Genomic DNA, 14,944 nt, shown 5'->3' with positions numbered 1-14,944 from the left:
AGAAGGATCAAGGCAATCGGCGCATAAGGTAGAGCAGATCACGCCGCGCGACAAGCCGTTGGCACCCGCCAGAATGCCGCCCGTCGCAAGTGGCTCGCCCGAGCCGGCGCGGCGGCGCATGCTTGCGCCATCATTCACCCCACCACTGCGAGGCCATCATGCGCGACACTGCCCCCTCCTCCCTTTCTGACCAGAATCTTCATATCACCGCTGCCTCGCCCGAGGAGCTGGCCCATGCCGAGCGGCGGGTAGCGCGCCAGGTCGGCTTTTTCCATCATTTCGGCATTTACCTGGCGGTCAACACCGGCCTGATCCTGTTGAACCTGATGGGCCAGCACCGCCACTGGTGGAGCCTGGGGCCTCTCCTTGGCTGGGGAATCGGGGTACTATTCCACGCCTTGAGCGTATTCGGGCGTTTTCCCGCCGGCTGGAAGCAGGCGCTGATCGCCCGTGAACTGCGCCGCCGCTAAAGAGAGCCCGGTACGCCGGGCCGCTTGCTTGCTTCATCCTGGAAACGCATGACCCAACACGATACCGCCCTTCCGCCCCGCCTGATCGTCCTGCTGCGCCAGCTGGCGCTGGCCTTGCTGCCCACGCTGGTCATCAACCTGCTGTGCGCGCTGGCCGTGACTTACCTGATGCGCATTGGCGGTACGTTCTATGAAAACCTGCAGGTCTCGATGTGCATCGGCCTGCTGGCCATGCTGCTCATCAACGGCACGCGGCTGGCGATCTGGGGCGATGGCGAGCCCAACAAGCTGGGTTTCCTCGCCATCATCGCCGTGATGGCCCCGCTGGCAGTGCTGCTGGGGCGCATCCTGGCCAGCCTGCTGATGGACCAGCCCATCCTCAACATGGTCCCGGAGCAGAGCGACAACATCATTGCGGTGATCGTGCTGACCTTCCTGGTGTGCTTCGGCGCTACCGTCTTCTTCTGGAACCGCCAGAAGATGGCCGCCCTGCAAGCCCACGCCAGCCAGGTCGAAAAGCAGGCGGTACAGGCGCAACTGCAGATGCTGCAGGCCCAGATCGAGCCGCACATGCTCTTCAACACGCTGGCCACGCTGCAGTCGCTGATCAGCACCGATCCGCTGCAGGCCGAGCTGATGCTGAACCAGCTGGTGCACTACCTGCGCACGACCCTGTCGGCCTCGCGGGCTGACAGCACCTCGCTGCAAAAGGAATTCGACCTCATCAAGGCCTACCTGGGACTGATGTCGCTGCGCATGGGGCTGCGCCTTTCCTACACCCTGCAACTGCCGGAACACCTCGGCAAGCTGCGCCTGGCCCCGATGCTGCTGCAGCCGCTGGTGGAAAACGCCATCAAGCATGGCCTGGAGCCCAAGGTGGCCGGCGGCAACTGCACCGTGCGGGCCGCGGTGCACAATGACATGCTGGTCTTGAGCGTGCTCGATACCGGCGTGGGCCTGCCCACCAGCGTGAGCCTGAACCAGCCGCCCGCCCAGAAGGAACCGGTGATCGGCATGCACTTCGGACTGGACAACATCCGCGAGCGCCTGGTGACGCTCTACGGCCCGCTGGCTGAACTCATCATCACCCACAACGTACCGGCCGGCGCGATGGCGCAGATCACCATCCCGCTCAAGACCCTCAAGGCGGCGCACCGCAGCAGCAAGAACACCCGCCTGCTGGATCATCATTGACTCCCCTGCCGCTTTGTCCGGAGTCCCCCATGGCCGCGCCCACTGCCCTGATCGCCGAAGACGAACCCCTGCTGGCCAATGCCCTGCGCCAGGCCCTGGCACGCTGCTGGCCTGATCTGCCCGCACCGCACCTGGCCGCGAATGGCGATGAAGCGCTGGAACAGGCGCTGGCCTTGCTGCCGGATGTGCTGTTCCTGGATATCAAGATGCCCGGCCGTAGCGGGCTGGAGGTGGCCGGCGAACTGGCGGACGAGTGGCCTGCCGGGCGCCCCTTCCCGCTCATCGTCTTCGTGACGGCCTATGACGACTACGCCCTGCAAGCCTTCGAGCGGGCAGCCATCGATTACCTGCTCAAGCCGGTCAGCCAGGACCGGCTGGCGGTGACGGTGGCGCGCCTGCAAGCGCTGCTGGCCCAGCGCGCCGCCAGCGACCAGGACAGCCATCTGGAACGCGCGCTGGCGCAGCTGCGTGCGCTGTCCGCGCCCGCCGTGGAAGACGCGCCGCCCCGGCTGGACTACATCCGTGCGGCGGTCGGCAACAAGGTGAAGTTGATTCCGGTGGACGAGGTGATCTATTTCGAAGCCACCGACAAATATGTGAATGTGGTCAGCGCCGAGGGCAGCGCGCTGATCCGGACCAGCCTGCGGGAATTGATCCCCCAGCTCGATGGCCGCCAGTTCTGGCAGATCCATCGCGGCACCGTGGTCCAGGTGCGGCAGATCCAGGCGGCGCTGCGGGAAGAGAGCGGCAAGCTCTTCGTGACCCTGCGCGACCGCCCGGAGAAACTGGCGGTCAGCCGCCTGTTCGCCCATCTGTTCAAGCAGATGTAGCGGATCCCTCCTCAGCCATCAGCGGCCATAGTAATAACCGGGTCCGTAATAAGGACGGTAGTAATGCGGCTGCGGCGGGCCCACCGGCACCACCACGCAGGCCGACAGCGTGGCAGCAGCCACCGCAGCGGCGACGATCAGCTTGATCCAACGGCTCATGATGCACTCCTTGTGTTTTGGCGTTTTTGTTCACTGCGCCCGGCGGGATGCCAGGCCACGCTCGCAGAGTGCCAGCGGCCATGCCTGACAGGTAATGCATGGGCGTATCTTCTGTAACAAGACCCGGTAAAAAAGCTTCATATCGGCTCCAGCCGCCTTGCCAACGAGCAAAAATTCCCGCGGGAACGGCCGCAACGCCCGTGGAACCGGGCAGCTGCGGTAAAATGCTTGCCATCTGAATAAACAGGCATTCCTCCCGATTCATCCCATGAGCAACGAACTGAAAAACGGTCACACCCCTGCCCCCTCCACCAATTTCCTGCGCGGCATCATCGAATCCGACCTGGTCTCGGGTACTTATGCCGAACGCAGCAGCCAGGATGGCGAGGCCCTGCCGCAGGTGGTCACCCGTTTTCCGCCCGAGCCGAACGGCTACCTGCACATCGGGCACGCCAAGTCGATCTGCCTGAACTTCGGCCTGGCCGCCGACTACGCCGGCCGCTGCCACATGCGTTTCGACGACACCAACCCGGAGAAGGAAGAACAGGAATACGTCGACACCATCCTGGACTCGGTCAAGTGGCTGGGCTTCTCCTGGGAGCATGAAGGCAAGTCGCACCTGTACTACGCCAGCAACTATTTCGATGTCATGTACGCCTGTGCCCAGGCCCTGATCCGCAAGGGTCTGGCCTATGTGGACGAGCAGAACGCCGAACAGATGCGCGAAAACCGCGGCACCCTGACCGAACCCGGCAAGGATTCGCCGTGGCGCGACCGTCCGGCAGAGGAGTCGCTGCGCCTGTTCGAGGAAATGCGCGACGGCAAGCATCCGGACGGCTCCATGATCCTGCGCGCCAGGATCGACATGGCCAGCCCCAACATGAACCTGCGCGATCCGGCCATCTACCGCATCCGCCACGCCACCCACCACAACACCGGCGACAAGTGGCGCGTGTACCCGATGTACACCTTCGCGCATCCGATCGAAGACGCGCTGGAAAACATTTCGCACTCCATCTGCACCCTGGAATTCGAAGACCAGCGCCCGTTCTACGACTGGCTGCTGGAACAGCTGGCCGAGGAAGGTTTCTTCAAGAAGCCGCTGCCGCATCAATATGAATTTGCCCGCCTCAATCTGACCTACATCATCACCAGCAAGCGCAAGCTGCGCCAGCTGGTGGACGAAAAGATCGTCTCCGGCTGGGATGACCCGCGCATGCCCACCATCGTCGGCCTGCGCCGCCGTGGCTACACGCCCGAGGCGATCCGCCTGATGTGCGACCGCACCGGCGCTTCCAAGAACAACAGCTGGATCGACTTCAGCGTGCTCGAAGGTGCCCTGCGCGAAGACCTCGATCCCAAGGCCCCGCGTGCGGTGGCCGTGCTGCGTCCCCTGAAGCTGATCATCGACAACTTCCCGGAAGGCGTGTCCATCGATTGCAGCGCCCCGGTCTATCCGCCGGCGCATCCGGAACATGACACCGCGCACCGCCACTTCCCGATTACCAAGGAACTGTGGATCGAGCGCGAAGACTTCATGGAAGAACCGACCAAGGGCTACTTCCGTCTCTTCCCCGGCAACAAGGTGCGCCTGCGCTACGGCTACGTGGTCGAATGCACCGGCTGCGACAAGGATGAACACGGCAACGTGATCGCCGTGCACTGCAACTACTTCGAAGACAGCAAGAGCGGTACCGAAGGCAGCTCCAACTACAAGGTCAAGGGCAACCTGCACTGGGTCAGCGCCGAACACGCGCTGGCCACTGAAGTGCGCCTGTACGACCGCCTGTTCTCGGACCCGCATCCGGACGCTGGCGGCAAGGACTTCCTGGCCGCCCTGAATCCGAACTCCAAGGAAGTCATCACTGCCTACCTGGAGCCGACCCTGAAGACCGCCAAGCCCGGAGAGATCTACCAGTTCGAACGCCACGGCTACTTCGTGGCCGACCGCGTTGATTCGACCGAGGGCCAGCCGATCTTCAACCGGGCCGTGACGCTCAAGGACAGCTGGGGCAAGTAAGCCTCAGCGCAGGCAGGACAACACCGGACCCGGCATGGGTCCGGCTGGGGAATACGGTCGCAAGGCCACACGGGCGGCAGTGCGCCAGCCGCCCGTGCCAACGGGATGGCGCAGCTTGATGGCACCGGCCACAAGCGGAGCAAGGGGAACGCATGTTCGAGCAGATCAAGATCCAGCGCCTGTCGATGTCGTCCATCTACAAGCTGCTGGCAGTGGGGACCACGTTTTCGCTGGTGCCGTTTTCGACGCTGATGGGCGTGCTCTCGCTGTTCGGCGCACAGACCATCACTTGGGATGGCAAGCACCTGATCGGCTATGACGGCCTGATCGCCTCGCCCTTCATCGGCCTGTTCCTGTCGGCCTTCATCACCCTCTTCATGGGCACCATGTGCTGCATCGGCCTGTGGCTGTATTCGCTGTGGCGTCCGCTGTCGCTGAAGGTGGAACCGGTGGACAACCTGGACATCGACAAGCTCATTCGCGAGAGCGAAGAGGCCATGGCCACGCGCGACTGAGCAGCCTCGCGCCGGGCCGCCACCGCCCGGCTGCGGATCAGAAAATCTTCATCCACTTCAGGAAGGCCACGGTCGCTACACCGAGGCCGCCCATCAATCCCATCACGATCCAGAACGAGGTCTCATCATGCAGGCCCGGCAGACCTGCCACGTTCATCCCGAAAATCCCTGACACCAGCGTGGCCGGCATCAGCAGCGCGGTCAGGACAGAGAGCGCCATCAGGTTGCGGTTCATCTGTTCCGACATCTGCGAGGCGATCTCTTCCTGCAGCAGCTTGGCGCGTTCATAGACGGCTTCCACGGTGGAATGCAGTTCGTTGAGTTCATCCAGGGCATGGGTCAGGTCTTCCAGCGCCTCGCGCGGCACCCAGGCCGGGCGCAGCCGCTGGAACTGGGCCAGGATGCGGCGTTCCGGTGCGATGAAGCGGCGCAGTTCGGCCAGTTGGCGGCGGATGCCGGAGAGCTCGGCACGGTCTTCGGCACGGCGATCCGAGAGCACCGAGAATTCGATGTCGTCGACCTTGTCGTTGAGCTTGTCCAGGCGCGCATTGAAGCCATCAGCCAGGCAGCGCAACAGCTCGGCGAAGAGATCCATGGGATTGTCGAAGTCGCCGCCGTCAAGCACCTTCTGGCGCAGCATGTTGGTCGAGATCAGCGGCTGGGTGCGCAGCGTCAACAGGCGCGTGCGATCCAGGTAGAAGTGCAGCGCACCCTTCTCGGTGCCGGTGTCGCCGATCTCCATCTTCATATCGGTCAGCGTGCCATAGACCCCCTCGGGGGTGGCATGCAGGCCCGGATGGGTGTCGCTGCTCAACAAGAATTCAGTGATGTACTCGGGAATGTCGCTGTGATGGGCCAGCCATTGCTGGATCTTCACATCGGCCGTCTTGACGTGCAGCCAAGTGAAATCCGGCGCACTGGGATGATAGTCAACAACTTCATTCCAGTTCATCTGGCGCGCATGGCCGTCTTCGAAGCGGAAGGCGCAGATGAATCCGGCCGGCTCATAGAGCAGGTGCAGGGCTTGCGGGGTGTCCGGCGGATTGTGCATGGGCGGGCGGGTCGGGAATGGGCCAGGGGCAATGAACGACCCCGCATTCTAACCACCGCTTTTGACAAATTTGTGACAGCGCCGTGACGGCCGCTGCCCGCAGCCGCGCCGGCTCAGTAATTGAAGTTGCGGTTGCCCCAGGCTTCGCGGGCCGCACCACAGATCCGGATCTGTTCCTCGTTCATGCCGGAAGTGCCGTTCAACTGGCACTGGTCGGAGACTGACTTGGCCTCCTCGATGTTCTTGCGGAAATAGGCGTAATCCTTCTTGCCGGCCACGGCGTCACAGGCCGACAGCAAAGGCAGGGCGATGCACAGCAGGGCTGGCAGGCGGAGGGCGGAGTTCATGCGGTGATTCCCCTGAAAGGCGGGCCAGGCCCGCGACAGGCAGCGGCCGGAATGCGCCTCCGGCCGGCCCTTCCCCGGGGCCGTAGCGGCGACGCTGCGCTGCAACGCGACAGAGTATAGACAGCCGCCAAGGATTGCTCAACGGAAATCTTCACTCTCCTCAGATAATGGTAGAACAAAAAAGGCCGGTCACCAGGACCGGCCTTGCCGCTGTTGCATCGGCGTCTTGTCAGGATGGAATCATCCGCGACGTTTCAGCAGGGCATGCAGGATGATGGCACCGAAGGTAGCGGTCCCGATGCCACCCAGGGCGAAGCCGCCCATCTTGAGGGTGAAGTCGCCTGCACCCAGCACCAGCGTGACGGCGGCCACGATCAGGTTGGTATTGTTGGAGAAATCGACCTTGTTCTCGACCCAGATGCGGGCACCCGACACGGTGATGAGACCGAACACCACGATCGACACGCCGCCCAGCACCGCGCCCGGAATGGTCAGGATGACCGCGCCGAACTTGGGCGAAAAGCCCAGCAGGATGGCAATGACTGCCGCCACCACGAAGACCAGGGTGGAGTAGATCTTGGTGACGGCCATCACGCCGATATTCTCGGCGTAGGTGGTCACGCCGGTACCGCCGACGCTGCCCGAGAGCATGGTGGCCAGGCCATCGCCGATGAAGGCACGGCCGATGTAGCGGTCCAGGTTCTGGCCGGTCATGGCCGAGACGGCCTTGATGTGGCCCAGGTTCTCGGCCACCAGGATGATGGCCACCGGCGCCAGCAATGCCATGGCGCTGCCCTGGAATACCGGAGCCGCGAAGTGCGGCAGGCCGAACCAGGCGGCATTGGCCACGGTGGAAAAGTCGATCGGCTTGCCCAGGCCCATGCCATTGGTCAGCACCGCGTAGAGCACATAGGCCAGCAGCAGGCCGATCAGGATCAGCAGGCGCTGCAGCATGCCGCGCGTAAACACCGCCACGAAGCCCACGCAGAGGATGGTGGCCAGGGCCATCCAGCTGTCGAAGCTGCTGCCGGAGACGCCCTTGACCGCGATCGGTGCGAGGTTCAGGCCGATCACCGCCACCACCGCGCCGGTCACCACCGGCGGCATCAGGGCTTCGATCCAGCGCGTGCCCACGCCGGAGACGATCAGGCCGATCACCGCATACACGGCACCACAGGCGATGATGCCGCCCAGTGCCACGCCGAGATTGGCGTTGGGGCCGGAGCCGGCATAACCGGTCACGGCAATGACCAGGCCGATGAAGGAAAAGCTCGACCCCAGGTAGCTCGGCACGCGGCCGCCCACCATCAGGAAGAACAGCAGGGTACCGACGCCCGACATCAAGATCGCCAGGTTGGGATCGAAGCCCATGAGCAGCGGGGCCAGCACGGTCGAACCGAACATGGCCACCACGTGCTGCACGCCCATGGCCAGCGTCTGCGGCGCAGGCAGCCGCTCATCGGCGGCGATCACGGCCCCCTGGCCGTCGTTGGTGCTTTGGCGCAGCCGCCATTGGGGGAAATACGAACCCGACATGGAGATCCCTTTCGTTGTGGATTTGTTTTGATTTGTACGTGGATGTGGAACGGGGGCTAGTGTATTGAGCGACCGCACAAATAACAATTGCTGCGGCGCTGCCCCGCAAAAAAAATCCGTAAAAGATTTCGGCCGCCCGGCGCGCTGCTGCCCGGCGGTGCAAAAAGCGCGACTGCACCAGGCTGGCGCCCCAAAACAGACCGCCCGTTTGCGCAAACGCCAGCGACCGTTCCCGGGCATGTTTCTTGCGCCTCGGGAGAGGTTAGAATCACGTCCCCGATTGTTCCTTGCCATGTCGATGATCAACCTCACCACCCCTGCCCTGCTGTTTCCCGCGACCTCGCTGTTGCTGCTGGCCTATACCAACCGCTTCCTGGTGCTGGCGCAGCTGATCCGCAACCTGCAGAACCAGGGCCAGAACGATGAACGCGGGCTGGTGATCCGGCAGATCCTCAATCTCAGGAAACGCATCGTGCTGACCCGCTACATGCAGGCATTGGGGGTCTCCAGCTTCATCATGTGCGCCGTCTCGATGTACCTGATCTTCGTCGACTTCAATCGCTGGGCCGAAGTATTCTTCGGCATTAGCCTGATGCTGCTGGTGGCGTCGCTGCTGGTGTCGCTGTGGGAAATCATGATCAGCACGCGCGCCATCGAGATCACGCTGGAAGACATGGCGCAGAAGCTGGAAAAGCGCGGCATCCTGGTCGAGTGAAAGCTTTTCAGGCAGGGTTCAATTCCGTTGAACGCCCGCTTCGGACGAACATGTGATAATCGAGCCGCCCGGTTTGTGCCGGGCACCCCTCGACTATGCACTGGAGACCTACATGATCCTGGAACTGGCGGACATCCGCATCCAACCCGGCAAGCAAGCAGAATTCGACGAAGCCATCCAGCGCGGCCTGGCGCAGACCATCAGCAAGGCGCGCGGCTATCTCGGCCACAAGGTCCAGAAAGGCATCGAATCGCCCGAGCGCTACCTGCTCATGGTGTACTGGGCCACCCTGGAAAACCATACCGTGGATTTCCGTGAATCGCCCGCCTTCACCGAATGGCGCGGCATCGTCGGCCCCTTCTTCGCCGGGGCGCCGGTGGTGGAACACTTCGCGCTGCTGACCGAATCCGCGTAAGACCGATGTGCGCTGACCGCGCCCGCCGAACAACGGAGACCCGCCGCGCCACCCGACCTGGCGCAGCGGAACGTTTGCGGCCTTCCCCTGACTAAAGGGCAGGCCCGGGGGGCTGGCCGAACCGCCCGCCCCTGCCGGCCTCACGACGATGATGTGCCGCCATGACAACAGCGCCGGTCCGCACCGCGCGCAGGAACACCAGAATGACCACACTGCTCCGTTTAGCCTCCCCCTCCGCTCGCCCTCTGCGCGCCACTGCCTGTGCGCTGGGCCTGCTGCTGGCCCTGTCCGGCTGCAACAACTTCAGCGGCGACGAACAGCAGCAGGCCGAGGTGATCGGCAACTTCTACCGCGTCCATCTCAAGATCCACGCTCCCGGCCTGCCATCGGCGGACGAACTCAAGCAGTTCGAGCCACTGGTCAGCCGTGCGCTGTACGCCCTGCTGACCCGCGCCGAAGCCGCCGATGTGCGCTACCACACCGTGGCCGGCCCGCAAGCCGCTCCCATCATCGAGGGCGACCTGTTCACCTCGCTGTATGAAGGGGCCACCTCCTTTGCCGTGCAATCCTGCGACAGCGAGGCCGACCGGGCTTCCTGCCAGGTCAGCTTCCGCTACCAGAAGGATGGCGCGGATGAATCCTGGAACGACAAGATCCTGCTGGTGCGCGAAGAACGCCAGTGGCGCATCGACGATATCGAGTTCATCGGCAACGACCAGTCCTCCCAGCGCGAATACCTGAGCGACAACCTCACCGACGCCATCCAGCAGGCCGAATGAGCCGGCCCGGCTCGCCGGGGCCGGTGCGCTGCGGAATTGGCGGCTTTTTGGCGGTGTGTTCCCGGTCTTCCTGCTGAGCCGCAGCGCGTAAGATGCCGCTCTGTCAGGCTGGTCGTGTTGCGCCCCTCGGGTCCCGCTGCGCACCGGCAGACAGGAAATATCAAAATGACAATGGCATCATGAAACAACACGCCAGTGCGCACGCGCGGCTGGACCAGGGAGAATCGGATTGAAGCGGATCGGTAAGACACTCGTCGTCGCCGCCAGCCTGTTGCTTGCAGCATGCTCGGCCAATGAAGAGGGCAAGGCCAAGGAACTGGTGACGGAGTTCTACCAGACCCATGCCTCGAACCGTCCCTCGGGCGCCCTGACGCTGAAGGAACTGATTACCTTCCGCCGCTTCCTGTCGGTGCCGCTGTTCGATCTGTTGAAGGATGTCTCGGTGGCTGACGAAGCCCGTGCGACGCAGTCTGCCGCCGAAGTCGCGGCCGATCCCGATGCCGATCCCCTGCCGCCGCTGGTGCAGGGCGATGTCTTCACCGGCAACCCGAATGGCGCTTCCACCTTCCGCGTGGTCCAGTGCGAGGCGCAGGAGCGCGAGGCCAGTTGTAGCGTGGAACTGATCTATAGCGACGCCAAGCTGCAGTCACCGGCCAAGTGGACCGACAAGATCCTGATGACCCGCGACGCGCGCGGCTGGATCATCGACAACATCCAGTACGCCGGTGGCAATGCCCCCATGCGCAGCGGCACGCTGCAGGAGGCCATGCGCACGGTCCTGAAACGCGACGCGGCCCCCATGGCGCCGCTGGCACCGGCCGCTCCCGCCGCGCCGGCCAAATGAGCCCAGGCCGGTAACGACCCCGGCCAGCGCAGCGCAGCAGCTCGAAAAAACCAGCTTCATCACGCCGCTTGCCCCTTTGCGTGGCGGCAAGGGCAGCGCAAGGCTCTATAATCGCGCGATTCCCTTAGAAGCCGTCCGCGATGTCCAATCACACCTTCCTCTGGCACGACTACGAAACCTTTGGCGCCGTGCCGCGCCGCGACCGTCCCTCGCAGTTCGCTGCCGTGCGCACCGATGCCGAACTCAACGAGATCGGCGAGCCCATCATGCTGTACTGCAAGCCGGCGCCGGACTACCTGCCCGACCCGGTGTCCTGCCTGATCACCGGCATCACCCCGCAGCACTGCCTGGAGCACGGCGTCCCCGAACATGAGTTCGCCGCCCGCATCGAGCAGGCACTGGGCGAGCCCGGCACCATCGGCGTGGGCTACAACACCATCCGCTTCGATGATGAAGTCACGCGCTTCATGTTCTGGCGCAACCTGATCGATCCCTATGCCCGCGAATGGGCCAACGGCTGCGGCCGCTGGGACCTGCTCGACGTGGTGCGCCTGACCTATGCGCTGCGCCCCGAGGGCATACAGTGGCCGACCAAGGAAGACGGCAGCGTCAGCTTCAAGCTGGAGCATCTGTCCAAGGCCAATGGCCTGGTGCATGAGGCGGCGCACGATGCGCTGTCGGATGTGCGCGCCACCATCGCCCTGGCACGCCTGATCCGCCAGAACAATCCGCGCCTGTTCGACTTCGCGCTGGCCTTGCACAAGAAGGACAAGGCCGCAGCGGAAATCGGCTTGCCGGCCGCCAAACCCTTCCTGCACGTCTCCGGCATGTTCCCGGTAGCCAATGGCTGCCTGGCGCTGATGTGGCCGCTGGGCATGCATCCGACCAACAAGAATGAAGTGATCGCCTGGGATCTCGGCTATGACCCGAGCGAACTGGCGGGCATGGATGCGGCCACCGTACGTGAACGCATGTTCACCAAGCGCGACGAGATGCCTGAAGGCATGGTCCGCCTGCCGGTCAAGAGCATTCACCTGAACAAGTCGCCGATGGTGGTGGGCAGCCTCAAGACGCTGTCTGCCGAGCGCGCCGCGCAGCTGAAGATCGATGTCGACCTGGCCCTGCGCCACGCGGAAAAAGCCGCCGCCCTGCCCGACCTGGGCCCGCTGTGGCGCGAGGTTTACCAGCGCGAGCAGGAGGCGACGCCGGACGTGGATGAAGATCTGTACGGCGGCTTCATCGGCAACGGCGACCGCCGCCAGTTGACGCAGCTGCGTGCCTTGCCGCCGCAGGCGCTGGCCGGGGCCAGCGTGGCCTTTGACGATATGCGCTTGAATGAAATCCTGTTCCGCTATCGCGCACGCAACTTCCCCGAGACCTTGAGCCCCGAGGAAGCACAGCACTGGGAAGAACACCGCGCTGCGCGCCTGTTTGAAGGCGCTGGCGGCGCGCGTACCGTCGCGCAACTGTTCGAGCAGATCGACCAGTTGCAGGAGGAGGCGGATGACGAACGCACCCAGGACATCCTCGGTGCGTTGTATGACTATGCGGAGATGATTGCGCCGGCCAATCAGTAAGGTCCGGCGCGCATCTTATTCGGCGGCGGCTTCGCCCTGCGCTGCGGCAGCGGCCTTGCCCTGCGACTTCAGCTTCATGATGAAGTCGCGCAAGGCCGGCTGGATGTCCTCAAACAGCGGATGCTTGCGATTCTTGAGCATCACCTCCGAGAACAGTTTCAAACCCAGCGCCAGCTGCGCGCTGGTGTCGCTGTCGAACTGCCCGTTGCCACGCAGGCGGGCGACGATACTGAAGATATCGTCATGGTTGCCGGCCTCGAAACTGAGGGGCGCATGCAAAGGCTGTCCCTCCGAGGCGGTGGCCAGATGCTCCAAGATGATGCGGTAGCGATGTTCTTTCATGTGAAGTTCCTTTCCAAAATCCCGGATCGCCGGATCAGGCGCGTTCCACCGCCACGGCGGCGCGATCGATGATGTCGATGATGGCGTGCAGTTCTTCCTTGGCCAGCTTGCCCTTGGCCAGGCGCGTATGCAGGGCCATGCGGAAGTTCTGCACGGCGCGGCGCAGTTCGGGCGAATCGGCGTCGGGACGCTCCTGGCGGCGCAATTCGAACTTGCGCAGCACCTGCTGCAGCAGCTCGGCGTTTTCCTTTTCTTCCAGATAGGCCTTGCCCTCGGCGCTGAGGGTGTAAAGCTTCTTGCCGCCATCCTCGCCCTGCACCGAGGCATGGCCCATTTCTTCCAGCAGCGTCAGGGTCGGGTAGATCACGCCGGGGCTGGGGCTGTAGCCGCCGCCAACCAGTTGCTCGATGGCCTTGATCATGTCGTAGCCGTGGCGCGGCTTTTCCTGCAGCAGATGCAGCATCACGATGCGCAACGCGCCCTGCTCGAACATGCGCGCGCCGCGTCCGCCGCCGCCTTCACGGCCGCCGGGGCCGTGATGGCCACGCGGACCGCGCGGCTCGTCGTCTTCAAACAGGCCGCCGCCATGATGCGGGCGGTCGTGACGCTGGTGCTTGGGGCCGTGGCCGGGTTCGCCGGGTTGATTGAATAAATGCTTGAACATGGTATTTCCTTCTTGTCAGGTGGCTGAGGCAGCGACTGACGCACGCTGCGGGTCGATCGATATAGCCAAGATATATCTTAATTCGCCGCATTTCAAGATATATCTTAATAATATTTCAGAAGGGTTTCCAAAAAGGAAATCTGAAGCAAAAAGCTTCACCGTCAGTCCGGCGACATTACCCGTGGGCCAGAAGTGCTAAGTTCTTGATGCAGCATCCACAACAAATGAACAAGGAGACAAGCATGACCCCAGCCACCGCTCCCAATGCGCCCATCGGCCGCTTTCCCATCCCCGATCTTCATACCCTGCCGGAGGACATCCGCAGCCGCATCCTGGCCGTGCAGGAAAAGTCCGGATTCATCCCCAACGTGTTCCTGGTGCTGGCGCATCGCCCGGATGAATTCCGCGCCTTCTTCGCCTATCACGATGCGCTGATGGACAAACCCGGCGGCCTCACCAAGGCCGAGCGCGAGATGATCGTGGTGGCCACCAGCAATGCCAACCAGTGCCAGTACTGTGTGGTGGCGCATGGTGCCATCCTGCGCATCCGCGCCAAGGACCCGCTGCTGGCCGACCAGGTCGCCATCAATTACCGCAAGGCCGATATCAGCGCGCGGCAGAAGGCCATGCTGGACTTCGCCATGAAGGTCTCGGCCAGCGCCTGGGCTGTCAATGAAGAGGATTTCGCCACGCTCAAGGCGCATGGCTGGAATGAGGAGGATGCGTGGGACATGGCCGCCATCGCGGCCTTCTTCGGCATGTCGAACCGCCTGGCCAACGTCACCAGCATGCGGCCCAATGAAGAGTTCTACCTGCTGGGGCGCCTGCCCCAGCAGTAAAGCGGGAAAGCGGTGGCGATCAGCGCTGACCCGCGTGCCAGCGCGCCACCCGTTGCAGGCAGTCATGCAGGCCGCCCTGCACCAGCTCGGCGGCATGCGCCAGCATGAGGTTGCGCGGCAGTCCGAAGTCCTCGATGAACATGCCGGCATGGCAGACGCCCGGTTCGGCCTGCGGCACCTGTTGCAGCAAGTCTTGTGCAGGCGTGTTGTAGCACCACACCTTCTTGCCGCGCCCGACGGCATAGCCGATCTCGAAGACCGTGCCCGAGTCCGGCTCATGGCCACGGAAATCGCACACATTGGCCACCACATAATCGGCGGAGTCGATCAGGGCCACGTTGATCTCGTAGATGCGGCGCGCCACCTCGGCCTTGCTGTCGCCGCTGACCTCGTCATCACCCGGGCACAGGGCGACCAGCCCGAGGTCGGCGCACCACTGCTTGATCTGCAGTTTGTGCTGCGCATAGTCGCGCTGGAAGACGTCTGGGCCGGCCATGTAGATGCGGGGCTGCGGGGTCATGGTTCATCCTGTGGAATACGCGGGAACCGGCAGGATAACGCAAACCTTCATATCCTTATGAACGCTGCTGCGCCACGATCTCCGCACGGTCGAAATCTGCGCCGAAGTCATCCACCTGCACGCTCTG

Annotated in this window: 18 protein-coding genes; 11 read left to right on the top strand and 7 right to left on the bottom strand. The window is 63.5% G+C overall.

Annotated features, from left to right (window positions below; genetic code table 11):
* The first annotated feature begins 158 nt into the window (after positions 1–158).
* The 3 genes from B3873_RS20825 to B3873_RS20815 are packed head-to-tail and all read left to right on the top strand — an operon-like array spanning position 159 to position 2,494.
* On the top strand, positions 159–470 hold the full coding sequence (locus B3873_RS20825; protein WP_051156248.1) for a 2TM domain-containing protein: 312 nt from the start codon (positions 159–161) through the stop codon (positions 468–470).
* Positions 471–518: 48 nt separating this feature from the next.
* Positions 519–1,664 carry a sensor histidine kinase gene (locus B3873_RS20820; RefSeq protein WP_286868752.1) on the top strand — a complete coding sequence of 382 codons (1,146 nt, stop codon included), beginning with the start codon at positions 519–521 and terminating at the stop codon, positions 1,662–1,664.
* Positions 1,665–1,693: 29 nt separating this feature from the next.
* Positions 1,694–2,494 carry a LytR/AlgR family response regulator transcription factor gene (locus tag B3873_RS20815; RefSeq protein WP_286868750.1) on the top strand — a complete coding sequence of 267 codons (801 nt, stop codon included), beginning with the start codon at positions 1,694–1,696 and terminating at the stop codon, positions 2,492–2,494.
* Between the two features lie 18 nt (positions 2,495–2,512).
* Here B3873_RS20815 and B3873_RS20810 read toward each other — a convergent pair whose 3' ends face one another.
* On the bottom strand, positions 2,513–2,653 hold the full coding sequence (locus B3873_RS20810; RefSeq protein ID WP_008331432.1) for a hypothetical protein: 141 nt from the start codon (positions 2,651–2,653) through the stop codon (positions 2,513–2,515).
* Between the two features lie 268 nt (positions 2,654–2,921).
* Here B3873_RS20810 and B3873_RS20805 point away from each other — a divergent pair, with 268 nt between their 5' ends.
* Both B3873_RS20805 and B3873_RS20800 read left to right on the top strand, forming a co-directional pair.
* Positions 2,922–4,673, top strand: a complete 1,752-nt coding sequence (locus B3873_RS20805) for a glutamine--tRNA ligase/YqeY domain fusion protein (protein ID WP_121043369.1) — start codon at positions 2,922–2,924, stop codon at positions 4,671–4,673.
* A 152-nt stretch (positions 4,674–4,825) separates the two neighbouring features.
* On the top strand, positions 4,826–5,188 hold the full coding sequence (locus B3873_RS20800) for a hypothetical protein (RefSeq protein ID WP_039784286.1): 363 nt from the start codon (positions 4,826–4,828) through the stop codon (positions 5,186–5,188).
* Between the two features lie 37 nt (positions 5,189–5,225).
* Here B3873_RS20800 and B3873_RS20795 read toward each other — a convergent pair whose 3' ends face one another.
* From B3873_RS20795 to B3873_RS20785, 3 genes are all read right to left on the bottom strand, one after another.
* The gene (locus B3873_RS20795) at positions 5,226–6,239 is read right to left on the bottom strand and encodes a transporter (RefSeq protein WP_121043372.1); all 1,014 of its coding nucleotides are present in this window, start codon (positions 6,237–6,239) and stop codon (positions 5,226–5,228) included.
* A 113-nt stretch (positions 6,240–6,352) separates the two neighbouring features.
* Positions 6,353–6,586 carry a hypothetical protein gene (locus B3873_RS20790; RefSeq protein WP_145604690.1) on the bottom strand — a complete coding sequence of 78 codons (234 nt, stop codon included), beginning with the start codon at positions 6,584–6,586 and terminating at the stop codon, positions 6,353–6,355.
* 240 nt (positions 6,587–6,826) lie between these two features.
* Entirely contained in the window at positions 6,827–8,122 is a 1,296-nt protein-coding gene (locus B3873_RS20785) for a solute carrier family 23 protein (protein ID WP_286868747.1), read from the bottom strand.
* Positions 8,123–8,420: 298 nt separating this feature from the next.
* On the opposite strand from B3873_RS20785, the gene B3873_RS20780 reads away from it, so the two are divergent.
* The 5 genes from B3873_RS20780 to sbcB all read left to right on the top strand — a co-directional run bounded on the left by B3873_RS20780 (position 8,421) and on the right by sbcB (position 12,452).
* A complete protein-coding gene (locus tag B3873_RS20780) occupies positions 8,421–8,837 on the top strand; it encodes a DUF2721 domain-containing protein (protein WP_121043954.1) in 417 nt (138 codons plus the stop codon).
* A 112-nt stretch (positions 8,838–8,949) separates the two neighbouring features.
* On the top strand, positions 8,950–9,252 hold the full coding sequence (locus tag B3873_RS20775) for an antibiotic biosynthesis monooxygenase family protein (protein WP_034335716.1): 303 nt from the start codon (positions 8,950–8,952) through the stop codon (positions 9,250–9,252).
* 203 nt (positions 9,253–9,455) lie between these two features.
* Positions 9,456–10,031, top strand: coding sequence for a DUF3828 domain-containing protein (locus tag B3873_RS20770; RefSeq protein ID WP_286868745.1), 576 nt, complete (start codon positions 9,456–9,458; stop codon positions 10,029–10,031).
* Between the two features lie 229 nt (positions 10,032–10,260).
* A complete protein-coding gene (locus B3873_RS20765; protein ID WP_286868744.1) occupies positions 10,261–10,875 on the top strand; it encodes a hypothetical protein in 615 nt (204 codons plus the stop codon).
* Positions 10,876–11,015: 140 nt separating this feature from the next.
* On the top strand, positions 11,016–12,452 hold the full coding sequence (sbcB, locus tag B3873_RS20760) for an exodeoxyribonuclease I (RefSeq protein ID WP_286868742.1): 1,437 nt from the start codon (positions 11,016–11,018) through the stop codon (positions 12,450–12,452).
* A 15-nt stretch (positions 12,453–12,467) separates the two neighbouring features.
* On the opposite strand, the gene B3873_RS20755 is transcribed toward sbcB, so the two are convergent.
* Together B3873_RS20755 and B3873_RS20750 are read right to left on the bottom strand one after the other, a co-directional pair.
* The gene (locus tag B3873_RS20755; protein ID WP_286868741.1) at positions 12,468–12,794 is read right to left on the bottom strand and encodes a DUF3861 domain-containing protein; all 327 of its coding nucleotides are present in this window, start codon (positions 12,792–12,794) and stop codon (positions 12,468–12,470) included.
* A 34-nt stretch (positions 12,795–12,828) separates the two neighbouring features.
* On the bottom strand, positions 12,829–13,458 hold the full coding sequence (locus B3873_RS20750) for a PadR family transcriptional regulator (RefSeq protein ID WP_039784268.1): 630 nt from the start codon (positions 13,456–13,458) through the stop codon (positions 12,829–12,831).
* A 242-nt stretch (positions 13,459–13,700) separates the two neighbouring features.
* Between B3873_RS20750 and B3873_RS20745 the strand changes: the two genes are divergently transcribed.
* A complete protein-coding gene (locus B3873_RS20745; RefSeq protein ID WP_134223136.1) occupies positions 13,701–14,297 on the top strand; it encodes a peroxidase-related enzyme in 597 nt (198 codons plus the stop codon).
* A gap of 19 nt (positions 14,298–14,316) precedes the next feature.
* Here the strand turns inward: B3873_RS20745 and B3873_RS20740 are convergent, their stop codons facing one another.
* Entirely contained in the window at positions 14,317–14,817 is a 501-nt protein-coding gene (locus tag B3873_RS20740) for a nucleoside 2-deoxyribosyltransferase (protein WP_286868739.1), read from the bottom strand.
* Between the last annotated feature and the right edge of the window lie 127 nt (positions 14,818–14,944).

This window comes from Herbaspirillum sp. UBA812 (genome assembly GCF_002296545.1).
In the GTDB taxonomy this organism is placed as follows: domain Bacteria; phylum Pseudomonadota; class Gammaproteobacteria; order Burkholderiales; family Burkholderiaceae_D; genus Herbaspirillum; species Herbaspirillum huttiense.
Note: the sequence above shows the minus strand (reverse complement) of the source record. Positions and strands in the feature narration are given on the sequence as shown.